This window comes from Enterococcus sp. DIV1067f (genome assembly GCF_050543505.1).
Taxonomy (GTDB): Bacteria; Bacillota; Bacilli; order Lactobacillales; family Enterococcaceae; genus Enterococcus_D; species Enterococcus_D entomosocium.
On record NZ_CP172940.1, the window covers coordinates 1,578,044 to 1,592,743 of the forward strand.

Below are 14,700 nucleotides of genomic sequence, written 5' to 3' on the forward strand. Positions count from 1 at the left end.
CTCCTCTCATCTCTTACCTATGATTTTAACATGGAGGCGAACGATGCGGGAATCAAAAGTAAATTTTTGCAAATAATTGTTTCATTTTTTCACACAAACTGCTATTCTTTGGAAGGAGATTTTTAGTGAAGGAGCTAGATCATTGTGAGTAAGTTATTAACGAAGCACGAACAATCAGAACGATTGAAAAAAATAGGGGTTATTTTGCTGTCAGGTATCACCGCAGCCATTGCTTTAAATTTCTTTTTGATTCCCGCAAACGTTCTTTCTGCTGGGATGAACGGGGTCGCCCAATTGATCGTGGCACTTGCCTTGGAACATTTTGGCGTTCACCTTAGTACAGGGCTGTTTATTTTCCTATTAAACTTGCCTATCTTTGTTCTCGGGTTCATCAAACTCGGGAAATCATCGACACTATTGAGCTTTATCAATGTCGTTGTCGTTTCTGTCTTAACGATAATCCTTCCACAAGGAGCAATCACTGACAATATTTTGGTTAACGCTTTGCTCGGTGGCGTACTGTTAGGCGTCGGCGTTGCGTTTTCACTGAAAATGGGTTTTACCACCGGCGGAATGGATATCCTTTCGTTGATATTATCAAAAACGACTGGAAAAACGGTCGGTAAATATATGTTTATTTTAAACGGCATCATTGTCATGGTCTCAGGTTTCGTCTTTTCTTGGGAAAGTGCGTTGTACACGATCATTTCGATTTTCGCAATGAGCTACGTTGTGGACATGCTGCACACAAGTCATCAAAAGGTAACGGCCATGATTATTACGACAAATGCGGAAGCTGTTGGGAAAAATATTTCTAAGCATGTGTTTCGTGGCATGACTTTGTTCCCCTCAGTCGGAGGGTATTCAGGCGTACCAGGCAATATGATCATGATGGTCGTGACCCGCTACGAGATCTACGATTTAGAACAAGCCGTTTTAGAAGCAGACGGCAATGCGTTTATTAACTTTGTGCCGACCCAATCGATCACAGGGCGTTTTGCGACAGATGATGAACAACGGACCTTTAAAACGACGGGGGTCTTCCCAGAACTGAAAATACACAAGAAAAGCCGTCCATAATCAAGGATCGTCCATTTACAAATCTTGCAAAAGAAGGTATTATTTGAAACAAGAATTAAAGGAGGTCTTCAACCGTGGCATATACTGAAGTAGAAGCAGAAGCAATCAAAGAGCGTGTCTTGGCTGCCTTGGAAACCGTGATTGACCCTGAGTTGGGGATTGATATAGTGAATCTAGGCTTAGTTTATGAAGTCGAATTTGATGCAGAAACAGGCAATACCGTAATCAAAATGACCTTAACAACAATGGGCTGTCCCTTAGCCGACGTATTGACTGAATCGATACACGAAGCATTAAGCGATATTCCAGAAGTCAAAAATCCAGAAGTAAAACTAGTTTGGTATCCCGCTTGGACGACCGATAAAATGAGTCGTTATGCACGGATTGCTTTGGGGATTCGTTAAGGATTTGTGTTGATTTAACAGCGTTTCTCACTCATTTAGTATGTAGTCTGAACCATTTTTTCGGACTTCGGATACCAGATGAAATGAGGGTATTTTCGATACGGATACCATACTTAATGAGACGATAATTTCTGAACTCTTTTATTAACTTTTAGAAAAAGTTGATAAGGGAGTTTTTGTTTTGCAAAATTTCAGGTTAGAGGAACTATTAGAAGAAATGTTATTCAACGAAAAAGCCAGAGGAATCTCACAAAAAACGATAAAGAAGCATCAGAAGTTTTTGAATCTGTTCTTTGAATTTTTGAAAAAAGAGCAGATATACTTTGTTGAAGACGTGACACCAAAAAGCATTCGGCAATTCATGTTGATGAAATTAGAAGAGGGATGTGCTGAAACATATGTGAATAGCCATCTAAGAAGCATCAGAGCGTATTTTAAGTATTGTGTAGATGAAGATTATGTCCGATACGATAGAAACCCCTGTATGCGTGTTAAATGGGTTAGAGAGCGTAAGGTAATTATTCAGACATTTAATGATATGGAAATCAAAGAAATGTTGAAAGTAGCAAAGAAGTTAACTTTCTTTAAACCTCAGAAAATGGATAAGCAACACACTGGCTATCAAACAAAATTCACGAATCAAAGGGATTATTTGCTCTTACTTATTCTTATAGATACAGGATTAAGAATCAGTGAGGTAATGAACTTAAAAGATGTTCACGTCACTAATAAAGAGTTATTTGTTGAAAATGGGAAAGGGAAGAAAGATAGGATTGTTCATTGCTCACCGTTGATTTACAAAGAATATATAAAATACAAACGAGTAGCAAATTCCTTTTTTGAATATAATGAAATAGAGAATATAGACAATTATGTATTTTTGACAAGAGAAGGCAAACAATACAATTATATATTAGCTGAACGAGCAATCATAAAAATTGGGAATCAATGTGAGATTAGAAAGTCAATTCGGGTAAGCCCACACAGTTTTCGGCATTATTTTGCCCAAAAATTGGTTCGGAATGGGACTGATATTTATAGAATTCAAAAACTACTAGGGCATGCTTCAATAAAAACGACTGAGGTGTATCTGAGAAGTTTAAATATTGAAGATGAAATTAGTAAAGCGGTCAATTTTTCACCACTTCAAACGATTTAAAAGTGTTGCTGGTAGTTTTAATATCAATTAATAGAAATCAAAAGAAATGTAGATTTAGATTATTTAAGAACTTAAAATTCATTTTTTTAGAGGACACACAACATGGCTAAAACATGGTCTTGGGGAGAAGTTGCAAAAGGAAACAAACGTGCTAAAGGAACTGGTTCAGGTGGAACTGGTGGAGGATTTTTTGTTCGTGGAGATTTAGATTATGAAATGGGAGATTTACAACGTTTAACAATTCCTTATGTGTTAGATGAAAACGGTCAACCCAAAATGTTGATTTACTCAGCACCAATTCATTACATTGAAAAACGTGGATTTATTAAATTACAAGGACCTAAAGGTGGAACTTATTCTCCATACTCTATCCGTTGTATGAACCCACTATCTCAAGTTGACTTTGAAAAAGGTAAAGAAATTGCTGAACGTGGTCAATATTGTGCATTATGTACTCTAGCAAGTTTGCAAACAACTGCTCGTTTCGCTAAAATTGAAGAAAAATATGGTTCTGTGGAAGAGTTTAAAGCAATTCCTAAAGATAATGCTGAGAAAAAAGCATTCATTGATTCTTTAAATGAAGGTGACCGAGTTCGTGCTTCTTACAATAACCAACGTAAAGAAACAAACTATGAAACATACATGTTAGTGTTGCGTTTTGAATCTGAAACAAAAGAAGTTGCAGGAGATTTCGGTATAGAAAAAGTTTCTACTGTAAAATTAGGAACAAACGGTTTACCAATTTGGAAACCACTATTAATGAAAGTATCTCAAAAACGTATTGAAAAATTCACCAAAGCATTACAAGATGCAGGACGTAATCGTCAATTAGCACCTGAAATGATTCATTCATTTACTGATGCTACTGGTCAAGAAGTTAAAACAGCGTTTATTGACTTTGAATTAGACTTCCCTGTCCGTAATGAAAAAATGAATTCAGCAGCAGACTTAGAAATTCGTGCAATGTCTACTGAAAAATCTTGTATTACACAAGCATTTGTAGATGAAATCTTAGGGAAATCTAAAGATTTAATCGAGAAAGCAGACTTGGCTTGGGAAAAATCACATGCAAACTTACAAGAGTTTACAAATGATGAATACCAATCTTATATGGAAGATAAAGGAGCTTACTTTACTTCATTGAAAGAACAATATCTAACTCAAAACGATGTTGAATTTGCTCATAAAGTGTTAGAAACTGCGAAAGGTAATAACCAATTCGCTAAGAAAGAAGATGTTGAGGGAGCTGAAGCTACTGAAACAGTAGTAGTTCCAGATGAAAAACCTGTTAAAGAAAACACTGCAGTAGCTGATGAATCAGCAATCCCTGCTGAGGATTTACTAGGTTTAGGTGATTTAGAGATTTAATAATAAGTAATAGAGAGAGTCTATTAAATAAATACTGCTTAGTAATTACTAAGTAGTATTTTTCATATTTACAAATTTAACATTATGATACTTATGTTTTTTGTAACAAACTATATAATGTATCATGGATGGGTTAATCTATTTATATTTCTTTTATTATTAGAATTTATATATAGAACATTTTGGTTTATTTACTCTGAAACTTAAGAGATACGAGAATAATTATTCTTGTATTCCTTTTCTATAGTCCAATTGGAAACCACTATTAAAGAAAGTTCTCAAAAACGTATTGGAAAATTTACTTAAACTTTACAAGATGCGGGACGTGCAAATTTATTATCATATGTTGCATTCATTAACTGATTCTGTTGGTCATGATGTTGAAATAGACAACAGAGATAAACAAGATATAGACAAAGAAAAAATAAGATGACTTCTGAAAAAGTCATTTTTTTTGTAAGAATAGGTAGTTAAGTTCTTATAAAATTTATATACTAGAGCTTCAAAAATAATATGTTGCAAACTTTTTAACCAGAATATTTTTTAATGATTTAGTATTATATTGAAACATTTTCACAATTAAATGGTACAATTATATAAGTAGTTATTTGAAGATGTGAGGACTGATTGAAATATTTAATAATAAATTGAGCCAAAGAGAACATCAAGCGGTTTATATTTTAGATGTTTTGGAACTGGATATTCAAACAAAAGACATTATTAAAAGTTCTATAAATGAGATATCCAGAGGAGCTAAACGTGGGAAAAAGGAACTTATGTCAATAGTTATAAAAGACTTGTTAAACTTTCTCGAAAGACAAGATGAGAATAAAGTCAAAGGGACTGTTGCAGAATTTTTTATTCATCTTTTTCTAAGAAGCCAAGATTTTGAACAACATTGTTGCTTTATGAACTTAGAAGAAAACTCAATGAAAAAAGGATTCGATGGATTGTACACTCATGATGGTGAAACTTGGATTATGGAGAGTAAGTCAACTGCTTATAAAACATCATCTGGAAAACACAATCAGAATTTAAGTAAAGCATATCAAGGCTTAAAAAAATCAATGAAAAGAAGCGGAAATAGTGGCAATAATTCTTGGTCTAATGCCTTGAATCATACATATATTGCATCAAATGAATCTGATGCTACTGATAGTTTAAGAGATAAATTACTATCAGCATCAAATAAATATGTGAACAATATTGAGTTAGATTTGGGAGAATATAATATTATTCCTTGTTCAACAATCTTTATCGAAGATTATTCAGGTAAAACTTACGAATCTAGTCATGACGAAATATTTCAATCTGTTAATAAACATGTGTGTAATAAAGAGGTAATTTTATGTGTAATGAACAAAAGCGTTAACATTTTTATTGAATGTTTAGAAGAATTGTTATGCGAATTGGATGGGGATGTAAATGAAAAGCAATGAGCAAACTGAGTTTACAAAAATAGTAAAGGAAAATGAACTTATAAATGAAATTATAGTAAAAAAACTCTCGTTACCGAATTATGAATTGTCAGATAACGAGAAGGAATTCATTTTAATAATAGCCAGCATCTTTCTTAGGGAGTATGAAAAAGTACCTTCTAAATCGTCGTATAAAGATTTTGCATATTTCTTAATTTTAAAATATACAGAAAAAACTTTGGATTACAGACCTCTTTACGATTTTACTATTAATTCTGGCTTCTATCCAGTTGCTAGAAAAATTATGGAATTAAATTTATTAAAAGATACAAATTTTTTTGATGTTATTTCAAATGCATCATTGGCATTATTTGAGAGTAATGGCATGGTTCGAACACGTGAGCAAAGTCATATTAATGAAACAATACTAAAAGATAAAAATCAATTTTTTTCATTTGTAGCTCCTACGTCGTTTGGAAAAAGTGAAATTATTAGCGAACATATTAAAAAAAATAAATTTCTGAAAAAAATAGCAGTAATTGTACCAACAAAATCGTTACTTAATCAAACGTATCTAATGTTAAAAAAAGAAATATTAGATAGACGAATTATCATTCATGATGAAATGTATAATGGGGAAAGTCAATTCATTGCGGTTGTTACACAAGAAAGAGCTTTAAGATTAATAGAAAAAAACAAAATATATTTTGATGCGATGTATATTGATGAAGCACACAATATTTTAGATTTCAATAAAAGTAAACGTTCGGTATCATTAGCTAGGCTTATAAAAATGAACTTAGTTAAATCTGAAAAATCTAAGATTGCTTACTTTTCTCCAATGATTTATGATTCGAAAAATTTAAGAGTAAAGGGACAAAGTGACATTGTTGAGTATAAAATTTATAATAATGTCAAAGAATTAGATATATTTGAATATAAAAAAAATAAAAGCATATATTATTATAATAGATATTTTAACAAAGAAGTAAAAATTGATAGTTCAAAGAACTATTTTGAGTATATTAACAAAACGAGTAAAGAAAAAAATTTCTATTATCATTTTAGACCAGTAAAGGTAGAAGAGTTTTCGAGAGAGTTAAGTGAGAATATTGAGGCTAATTTAGAGAGTGACTCTGAAATAATTATATTGAAAGAAGAACTAGCACAATTAATTCATGAAGATTATCTACAGATTAAGTTACTTGATAAAGGTATAGTATTCTTACATGGATTAATCCCAGATGGAATAAAAGATTATTTAGAATATTGTTTCAAACGAATTAAAAATCTAAAACATCTAGTTGCTAATTCAGTTATATTAGAAGGCATGAATATGCCTATAGATAATCTATATATTTTCAATGGTAGGCTTTTGACACAAAGTAAACTTTTGAATTTAATAGGTAGGGTAAATAGATTAAACATGATTTTTGGAGCATCTAAAAATGAATTAGGTAGATTACTAGCTCCAGTCCATTTTGTGAACAGTGAGAAGTATAATTCAAAAAATGGAAATTTACATGAAAAAGTTAAGATGTTAAGAAAAGATGTAACACACGATGGAATTTTCAACCCTTTGTTAGAGGAATTTGATATCAATAAAAATACAAATAGTGAAGTGAAAAAAACAGAAATTGAAGAAGTTATTAAGGATGAAGAGTTATTGTTAAAAGAATTTGAAGCCAGTAATAATATGAGCTTATTCGTAAGATTATTAGTTCAGAATAATTTGAAATCTGATTTTTTGTATTCTGACGATGAGCTAACATGTATTGGTGAAAAATTAAATAAGATTAAAGTTAATGACTCAATTGAAGCAATTGAATTTCTACACTTAGGAATATTGGAAAAAATATATTATTTATTTTTTTCTAGTTTGGAAATAGATAACACAAAAAAACGCAACTTTGAATTGATGAGGCTAAAGGAAAAAGAGACTATAAATTTCTACGAAAAATATTGTGAAATAAAGGTGAATAACTCATTTAATAATAGAATTAAGATGATGAAAAGATACCTAATTAATCAAAGGAAAGAGGGAAATTTTTATTTCTACATTGGAAGTGCTTTTGGTGAAATTGAAAGAGAGAGTGGAGAGTATAAAAACTATTTAAGTAAAGTATACATTGATTTATCTCTGAAAAACGATGTTGAAATAACCAACTATGCAGTTATAAAGCTTTCATTAGAAGATAAATTTATAAGTTATTATTTACAAAGACTGTTAATGATTATGGTTGATTTAACTCTTGTTACTGAAACGGAATACAATGAATTTATGTATGGTACTGTTGATGAAAAAGTAGTTTTACTTCATAAAGCAGGGCTGTCCCCACAAATAATTTTAAAATTAAAAGAAGATAAACAATTGAAAAATATCTATTTTGACAAGAATGGAAATCTAAAAGCTAATAATGATTTAAATAGTTTTATTGTTGCTCAATCGGGATACTATCGATTTGAACTTGAAAAATATTTTTAAATAAGCTTTTCATGTTCTACAAATTTGCACCTTCCTATTTAAGATGCTATAAAGGTCTTTATAAGGGATACTTTTGTAATTTCTATCCATTGTAAATCCTATTCTACCAATAGTTAAGACTGTGATTTTCTAAATTTGGATGATTTAAGGGTGTATGATGGTGAAAGTATCCATATTTATTAAATTATGGAGGGAGGAAAATGGCACAAAGAAAAATTAATGTCAAACCAATTAAAGATAAAGAGGTATTGAAGAATTTTGCATCTGAATTACTAAGAAATAAACATGGACAAAGAGATTATACGATTTTTGTGTTTGGTGTTTTTACAGGATTAAGAATTTCGGATATACTCAATCTAAAAGTTAATGACGTGAAAGGAAAGCTCAAGACTGATATTATTGAGAAAAAGACAGGAAAGAAGCGAACACTTAACTTGATGCAATTGACTAATCAAATCATTATATATCTAGATGAAGAGCACGATGGACAAAGCGAGTGGTTATTTCCATCTCCTAGGGATAATACGAAACATTTAGCTACACATCAGTTCTATAAGATTATGCAAAAGACTGCTGAATCACTCAATCTAGATTATATCGGAACGCATAGCTTAAGGAAAACGTTTGGATATAGTTACTATAAAAAAACAAAGGATTTAACAAGCTTAATGAAGATTTTGAACCATAACTCTCAGAGTGTTACTCTCCGATATATTGGTATAGAGGAAGAAGAACTTCAATCTAGTCTTGATAATTTTAATCCATTTCAATAAGTATTGTTATAAAAGTAAAAGCACAGTCAACTAAGACTGTGCTTCTTTTTTGCTTTCTTTTTAGCAATTGTATTATATTGTTTTCTATTTTCACTGCTTTTTGCATATAAAGTTTCTAACTTGGTATATTTTTCTACATCATTTGAAAAAGTAATTTTCTCATTGGATTTAAAATAATTAGACAAATAATAAATGAATGCAAATAGTCTTTCAATTCTATATAATATCCATTGTCGTTGTTCGTTTTTCGCATAGAAAAAGAAGCAGTCTTCGCTTTGAATATAGATTAGGATGTCATCACGAATAAATTCTATATTATTCTGCACTTTATACATATTAAAATCTCTGAGTTTATTTCTAATAGCAGTTAATTGTTCTTTAGTAGGGATTGCAATAATATCTAAAGTATCTAAAGAATGAGTGTGGGGTAATTGATTCTCATCAAAAGCACTAGAAAATTGAATCGGTATTTGAACGTGCTGATATTCTGTGAATTTCATATAAAATTCTTTATTCTCATTGGATAAGCATTGATTAAACAATTGGGAAGCTTGTGGCTTCTGACTGAAATTTTTATGATTATAGATATTTCTTACAGAACTATAAAAAAAAGCAGTCACTTGTTTTTGTTGATTCGTAGCTATTGAAAGATTAGCTGTTCTAAATCCTAGTGTCAACATTTTTTGTAAGGCATTGGCTTGTAAGTCCAAGTGCTTTAAATTGTCTAAATCAAACTTTTTAGCGTAGTAGAAGTGCTTAGATAACTTCTTTTTAGAAATCCACTTATGCTTTTCTAACGTTTTTAAACGGGCTTCCAAGCCAATTCTGTTACATTGTAGTAGTTTTTCTAAGGTGGATTCATAAATCCCATTAGATGCTATAGCTAGTTGTAATAATTCATCACTATCAATCGCTCTTTTATTGACAATATATTTTTTCAAATTCACTCCCTCCAATAATTTTTTACATATTATTTTCAATAATTTTCATTCTCAAAAGTATCCATTTTTGCATAGTCAAGAAAGGCCGAAATAATCCAATTTTGTGACCCCTACATAGTAGGGAATCTCTTGTTGAAATTTTAGAAATTTTTTTAGGTAGCTGCTGTTTTGAAAAATTCACGGAGGTTTCCATTCAAAATTTGTAAAATTTCATCAAAAATGACCGAGTTTTAAAAAAGTTCGCATGAAAGTTCTCGAAAAGTTCTCGTTTACAATATTAAAAAAGTAACTTATGTAGGGTTGATGCAGGGTATATGTAGGGTATGGAAATTGACGATGTAGGGGCAGACAATTGAGAGAAAAAATCGAGAAATTTCTCTCAAGTATCCATCTCGTAATTATCCATTTTCAATTTACTCCTATCCATATTATATCATCGTAAAACTGATGATGGAAATTTGAATGACATAGTTAGAATTGTTGACAAAGAAAATGGTGATATGAAAGAAAGGTATTCGACTTTGGGGACAAGAAAGACGAACAAATAATTCATACCCCTATACACATTATTTGCTCGTCTTAGCTTATTAACAGATTTTACTCGTTTATTATTTTAACTTGAATGTTATAGGTAGTTTTTCCACCATGAACATTTGTATAAGTAATCTTAATATCATTTATTGCATTAACCTTCAGCTTAGCACCTTCACCCAATTTATAATAAGCATTACCGTAAGATACCTCACTAAATCTATAACTAACACCATTCATCTCAATTGTGGTGCTTCTATTTCGTCTGTTTCCAAAACCTTTGTCTATTGCTTCCTGTTTAACGCCAACGTTATCGTCTGAAATAGCATCTATAAATACATAACCATCTTCTACAATAGGCATATCAACACTACTCAATTTCTTCAAATTAATTGTTCTCATACCTGTATTATCAGGTGTCCAAATATCTGGACACCTATAAACGTTTTGAAACCAAATACCTATATAACCTTTAACTTCAAATGAATTATGAAATTTCCCTACGCAGTTCCCTTCATTACCATCTAATAAATGAGTATTTCCACTAACTTGTTCAAATGCATCACAGTAGATATTTGCTAAATTAGGCTTTAAAGTATCTTTAAATAATAGATAACTTATCAAAACAAAAATACCAAATATTACGATTGCTACGACTACAAATAGTCCTTGTGAACTCCCATCTGACATTATTAACCTCCTTTCTCTGTATAAAAAAATTGTGTTGATTATTTTATTGTTATTTATAAAAATTGACCGACATGATGATTTTGGAGTTTGTCTAGCATAACGGCTCCTTTACTAGCCAAAAAAAATTTAATAATTTATATTTTGGTTGCTGAGGAGTTGATACTATAAGTTTCAGGTCTACTAGACTCATATTCATGAGCATTTAATATGCCAATAAAATCAAATTGATGTACTTCGTTTGGCTTTAATTTTATTGTTTTTTCTAATTCGGTTGCATAAATTGAATTAATATCAGTTGTATCTATATCTCCGATAAATAAACCTTTACCCTCAGCTGAAAATTTTACTTTATATGATAATTCCTTGTCTGTTAGATTTTTGATTGTCACATTGATATTCTCTGATAGCCTCGGGAAAGTAGGGCTATCAAAATCCAATTTATTAAAATTGAAATTCAAGTCGCTGATTTCAATGGATATTTCAGAATTTATTATGGGATTGTCAGTTGCCGTATTTATCAAATTATTTTCAGCTTGCTCTAAACCATCCTTGAAAATCCCTGATAAACTAGGACTCATAATGTCCCTAAACAGTAAATAACTCAAGAATACAAAAATACCGAATATTATGATTGCTACAACTACAAATAGTCCTTGTGAGCTTCCATTTGTCATTAATAATACCTCCTTTATGTTATTTTAATCACTTCTTTATTATATCAACTCTGAGTTTTTTTACAAATTTCCAGTGTATAGAAATGCTGTGTATAAGTTGATAAATAAGCAAATAATGCTTTGGTTAAGGGGATATAATAGAAAAGTAAAGGCATGATTCATTTTTTGGACAATCGTTATATTTGATGAGATAATATAGTTACCTTGACGAAAACCATTTATAATGACCTCTAAATCTTTAAGTGTTTTTCAATTGCCTTGACTATTCCCCAGTTAGTCAGGGTATTTTTGTATATAAAGTTATTAATTTGAACTAAACTAGGAACAAAAAAGGAGGGATATATATGAATAATAGAATTATCGGCTATATTCGAACGTCAACAAATAGACAAGAACTTGGATTGGAGGTCCAAAAGAAAGCGATAGAAAAGTTTTCACCGTCCATTATTTATGCAGAACAAATATCTGGAAGAAAAGAGAATCGAAGTGAATTTCAAAAAGCTCTAGATAGTTTGGGTGAAGGAGATACGTTACTTGTATATAATCTATCAAGATTGAGCAGGTCATCAAGACAATTAGTTAATTTAATGTCGGAACTGAACGAAAGGGGTGTTTACTTAAAAAGTATTCAGGAAAATGTAGATACTAAAACTGCTCAAGGTAGATTATTTTATACGATGCTTGCAGCAATAGCAGAATTTGAGGCGGAAAATATCAGCAGCCGAACAAAAGAAGCACTTGCGAATACAGATAAACGATTGGGCAGACCACCTATTAAAAATAACGTAAAAAAGAGAATTATTAAATTGTATGATAAAAAAGAACTATCACTGAATGAAATTGCTATGAAATGTAATGTTAGCGTGAAAACTGTTTATAATGTAGCGAAAAAAGAAGGGTTATCAAGAAAATAAACCTTGAATAATTTTTCGACTGAAGGTAACATAGAAGAGGGAAGCAAGAATATGACCGGTAATAAATCAAGGTTTTTTACCGATGAACAAATAAAAAAATAACGAACAGGCAAAGGCTGTCTTATCAATGATTTGAAGTTGATAAAGCAGGCTTTTTTTGTCTTGGCAAAAACCTTGATTTATTACATCTAATGATGGTGAGAAAGGATTGAAATAATGGGAATAAATAAACGTATGAAAGTTGGAGTGAGTATTTTAGGTGCAGTTGTCCTAATAGGTGTAGGGATTGGATATGGACTGTATCAAAAAGAGCAGAATAGAGAATTGACAATAAAAGAAACAACTGATTTGAAACCTATCTCTTTTTCTGAATTTCATAACTCAAAAGTGAAAGATGACGGAACAGTAACTCTAACTTTTGAAATCGATGAATTTTTAAATCCGAATAAACGTAAAAAAATGGACTACTATATTTATGATTCGCATACAAATCAACAAATAGAATTACCGTTGAATAGTCAAGATAGTGCAGAATACACAATTGATTTTAAACAAATTGCAGAGAGAAAGATTCAACAATACATCCGTGAAGGTGAGAATGGACAATTTACACCAGATGAAGATAGGATGGAGCAATTACTAAACGATGTGTATAAAAATGATGAAATTTACTTTTTGGCAGTTCCAAAAGGCTATCTAGAAAAAGAAGAAAAACGGTTAGGAAACCTAAATAAAGAGAAATTTGCAAAAGAACATAGCTTTTATTCCATTGGAATGAGTGGTTATATTGAGTTATTGAATAGAGGATTGAAGCCTGACTTTGTTAGGTATACTTCTTATACAGAATACGTCATAAGTTTAGTAACGAGAGACTTATCTAATGAAGAATTTGTGAAGTTAGTAAAAGCGGTGCAACTAAATGTTCCTAAACAAATTGAAATTCTAAAGTCGCACTTATTCGAAGGACAATTTTCTGAACGCCTAAAAGACGGTTACTTTGCTAGAGGAAATTACGATTATAGAAGATTGGGTTATGTGGTAGCTGAAGACTATAGTATTGGAATATACAGCCCAGTGACAGCATATTTAAGAACGTATAGTGTTCCTGCAAATGAAGAACAGGAACTTAATGAAAATATGAAGGACTGGAATCAACGAATTATTGATGATAAAACGAAATTTGAAGAGCAATCTAACACAATGACATTAGATAAAAGTATTCAAAAAGTTGGACTAATAGATAATGCACTCTTCTCTTACAAAAATACGAATGAACTAGGAGAACGATTGGAGATAAAAGAAGACACAGATGTTTACTAAAATAGCCATGAAAAAGTATGTGAAAAATAAAGTAAAACAAACGTTTGTGAAAGCCCACGTAACTATACCTCAGGTTGTTTTAAACAAATTGTCTAATGAGCTTTATAGTCAATTTGAAAAATTTTCTGATAAAGAACAGGAAAAATTGTTGTTTTCAGAGGATTTAGTGATTAATTTATGGAATAAACACATGGATAAAATCAATAAAGAAATGTTGGACGAGATGTGAGTAAAATCATGTCTCTTTTTTTGCTCAAAATTTACAATAAAAACCACTTAAAAAATGACCTTCAAAAAACCCTTATTTATCAAGGGTTTCATTCTTGTTGACAAAATTAAAAGATTGCTGTTATATCAACATTTTAAAGCACTAATTTTGAAAAAACACTTCTCAGGTGAAGCGAAACTTTTTTTATGGGGAATTACCCACTAAAATGAATCTGAGGAGTGCTTTTTAGTATATGCATATTTCTAAAGTTCTGATAAACGCTGATATAACGACGTTTTTAACATTTTTTTCTCTGAGAAGACTATGGAAAGAATCATATAAAATAAAGCATATTTTTTAAAAAATACACCAATTAATTTTTATTGTCAGAAAGTGAGATGTTTACTTTACTTCAGTCGTTGAGGATGGTATAGTCCCGGTAAATATTATTAATAAAATAATAGATAGGTCTAGGAGGTTTCTTAATGACACAAGAAAAAATAATCGAATTGAAACTGAAAGAAAAAAGGGGGATTTTGAGGGGCTGGTTGGATATTTTAGATGAAACGTATGGTGTAAAAATGACGTTTATTGCAAGGCAATTAGATATTCAGATTCAAAACCTACATAATTTTAAAAAAGGGAAACAAACACTTAGTGTGGAGAAACTTTTTTTTTTAGAACGATTTTTGATTGAAAAATATGGGAAGTTATTGATTGAGGAGAATAAGTAGA

14 protein-coding genes are annotated in these 14,700 nt (G+C 30.9%); 11 read left to right on the forward strand and 3 right to left on the reverse strand.

Annotated features, from left to right (window positions below; translation table 11 throughout):
* Positions 1–144 precede the first annotated feature (144 nt).
* From IGJ42_RS07325 to IGJ42_RS07355, 7 genes are all read left to right on the forward strand, one after another.
* Positions 145–1,080: a YitT family protein gene (locus IGJ42_RS07325; protein ID WP_005236241.1), complete on the forward strand. Its 936-nt coding sequence runs from the start codon at positions 145–147 to the stop codon at positions 1,078–1,080.
* Between the two features lie 74 nt (positions 1,081–1,154).
* Positions 1,155–1,484 carry a metal-sulfur cluster assembly factor gene (locus IGJ42_RS07330; protein ID WP_005231940.1) on the forward strand — a complete coding sequence of 110 codons (330 nt, stop codon included), beginning with the start codon at positions 1,155–1,157 and terminating at the stop codon, positions 1,482–1,484.
* A gap of 181 nt (positions 1,485–1,665) precedes the next feature.
* Complete coding sequence (locus IGJ42_RS07335) at positions 1,666–2,643, forward strand: tyrosine-type recombinase/integrase (RefSeq protein WP_430616055.1); 978 nt, start codon at positions 1,666–1,668, stop codon at positions 2,641–2,643.
* Positions 2,644–2,745: 102 nt separating this feature from the next.
* Entirely contained in the window at positions 2,746–4,011 is a 1,266-nt protein-coding gene (locus tag IGJ42_RS07340) for a hypothetical protein (RefSeq protein ID WP_430616057.1), read from the forward strand.
* A 647-nt stretch (positions 4,012–4,658) separates the two neighbouring features.
* Positions 4,659–5,450 carry a hypothetical protein gene (locus IGJ42_RS07345; protein ID WP_086338159.1) on the forward strand — a complete coding sequence of 264 codons (792 nt, stop codon included), beginning with the start codon at positions 4,659–4,661 and terminating at the stop codon, positions 5,448–5,450.
* On the forward strand, positions 5,437–7,914 hold the full coding sequence (locus IGJ42_RS07350; RefSeq protein ID WP_430616058.1) for a DEAD/DEAH box helicase: 2,478 nt from the start codon (positions 5,437–5,439) through the stop codon (positions 7,912–7,914). The genes IGJ42_RS07345 and IGJ42_RS07350 overlap by 14 nt, the downstream gene beginning before the upstream one ends.
* Positions 7,915–8,114: 200 nt before the next feature.
* A complete protein-coding gene (locus tag IGJ42_RS07355; protein ID WP_086338163.1) occupies positions 8,115–8,687 on the forward strand; it encodes a tyrosine-type recombinase/integrase in 573 nt (190 codons plus the stop codon).
* A 26-nt stretch (positions 8,688–8,713) separates the two neighbouring features.
* Here the strand turns inward: IGJ42_RS07355 and IGJ42_RS07360 are convergent, their stop codons facing one another.
* The 3 genes from IGJ42_RS07360 to IGJ42_RS07370 form a co-directional block, all read right to left on the reverse strand.
* On the reverse strand, positions 8,714–9,628 hold the full coding sequence (locus IGJ42_RS07360; protein ID WP_430616061.1) for a hypothetical protein: 915 nt from the start codon (positions 9,626–9,628) through the stop codon (positions 8,714–8,716).
* Between the two features lie 597 nt (positions 9,629–10,225).
* Entirely contained in the window at positions 10,226–10,849 is a 624-nt protein-coding gene (locus IGJ42_RS07365; protein ID WP_086338164.1) for a hypothetical protein, read from the reverse strand.
* 134 nt (positions 10,850–10,983) lie between these two features.
* A complete protein-coding gene (locus IGJ42_RS07370) occupies positions 10,984–11,523 on the reverse strand; it encodes a hypothetical protein (RefSeq protein ID WP_086338161.1) in 540 nt (179 codons plus the stop codon).
* A 344-nt stretch (positions 11,524–11,867) separates the two neighbouring features.
* Between IGJ42_RS07370 and IGJ42_RS07375 the strand changes: the two genes are divergently transcribed.
* The 4 genes from IGJ42_RS07375 (at position 11,868) to IGJ42_RS07390 (ending at position 14,699) form a co-directional block, all read left to right on the forward strand.
* Entirely contained in the window at positions 11,868–12,437 is a 570-nt protein-coding gene (locus IGJ42_RS07375) for a recombinase family protein (RefSeq protein WP_086338165.1), read from the forward strand.
* A gap of 216 nt (positions 12,438–12,653) precedes the next feature.
* Positions 12,654–13,757, forward strand: coding sequence for a hypothetical protein (locus IGJ42_RS07380; RefSeq protein ID WP_086338166.1), 1,104 nt, complete (start codon positions 12,654–12,656; stop codon positions 13,755–13,757).
* Positions 13,747–13,986, forward strand: a complete 240-nt coding sequence (locus tag IGJ42_RS07385; protein ID WP_086338167.1) for a hypothetical protein — start codon at positions 13,747–13,749, stop codon at positions 13,984–13,986. Before IGJ42_RS07380 ends, IGJ42_RS07385 begins: the two co-directional genes overlap by 11 nt.
* Before the next feature lie 464 nt (positions 13,987–14,450).
* Positions 14,451–14,699 (forward strand): hypothetical protein, encoded by a 249-nt coding sequence (locus tag IGJ42_RS07390; protein ID WP_430616064.1) that lies wholly within the window; start codon positions 14,451–14,453, stop codon positions 14,697–14,699.
* Position 14,700: the final 1 nt, after the last annotated feature.

What these genes read in the sequence shown, in the direction of transcription:
- IGJ42_RS07340 (WP_430616057.1), top strand. Translation starts at nt 2,746, where the DNA reads ATGGCTAAAACATGGTCTTGGGGAGAAGTTGCAAAAGGAAACAAACGT.
- IGJ42_RS07350 (WP_430616058.1), top strand. Translation starts at nt 5,437, where the DNA reads ATGAAAAGCAATGAGCAAACTGAGTTTACAAAAATAGTAAAGGAAAAT.
- IGJ42_RS07355 (WP_086338163.1), top strand. Translation starts at nt 8,115, where the DNA reads ATGGCACAAAGAAAAATTAATGTCAAACCAATTAAAGATAAAGAGGTA.
- IGJ42_RS07365 (WP_086338164.1), bottom strand. Translation starts at nt 10,849, where the DNA reads ATGTCAGATGGGAGTTCACAAGGACTATTTGTAGTCGTAGCAATCGTA.
- IGJ42_RS07370 (WP_086338161.1), bottom strand. Translation starts at nt 11,523, where the DNA reads ATGACAAATGGAAGCTCACAAGGACTATTTGTAGTTGTAGCAATCATA.
- IGJ42_RS07375 (WP_086338165.1), top strand. Translation starts at nt 11,868, where the DNA reads ATGAATAATAGAATTATCGGCTATATTCGAACGTCAACAAATAGACAA.
- IGJ42_RS07380 (WP_086338166.1), top strand. Translation starts at nt 12,654, where the DNA reads ATGGGAATAAATAAACGTATGAAAGTTGGAGTGAGTATTTTAGGTGCA.
- IGJ42_RS07385 (WP_086338167.1), top strand. Translation starts at nt 13,747, where the DNA reads ATGTTTACTAAAATAGCCATGAAAAAGTATGTGAAAAATAAAGTAAAA.
- IGJ42_RS07390 (WP_430616064.1), top strand. Translation starts at nt 14,451, where the DNA reads ATGACACAAGAAAAAATAATCGAATTGAAACTGAAAGAAAAAAGGGGG.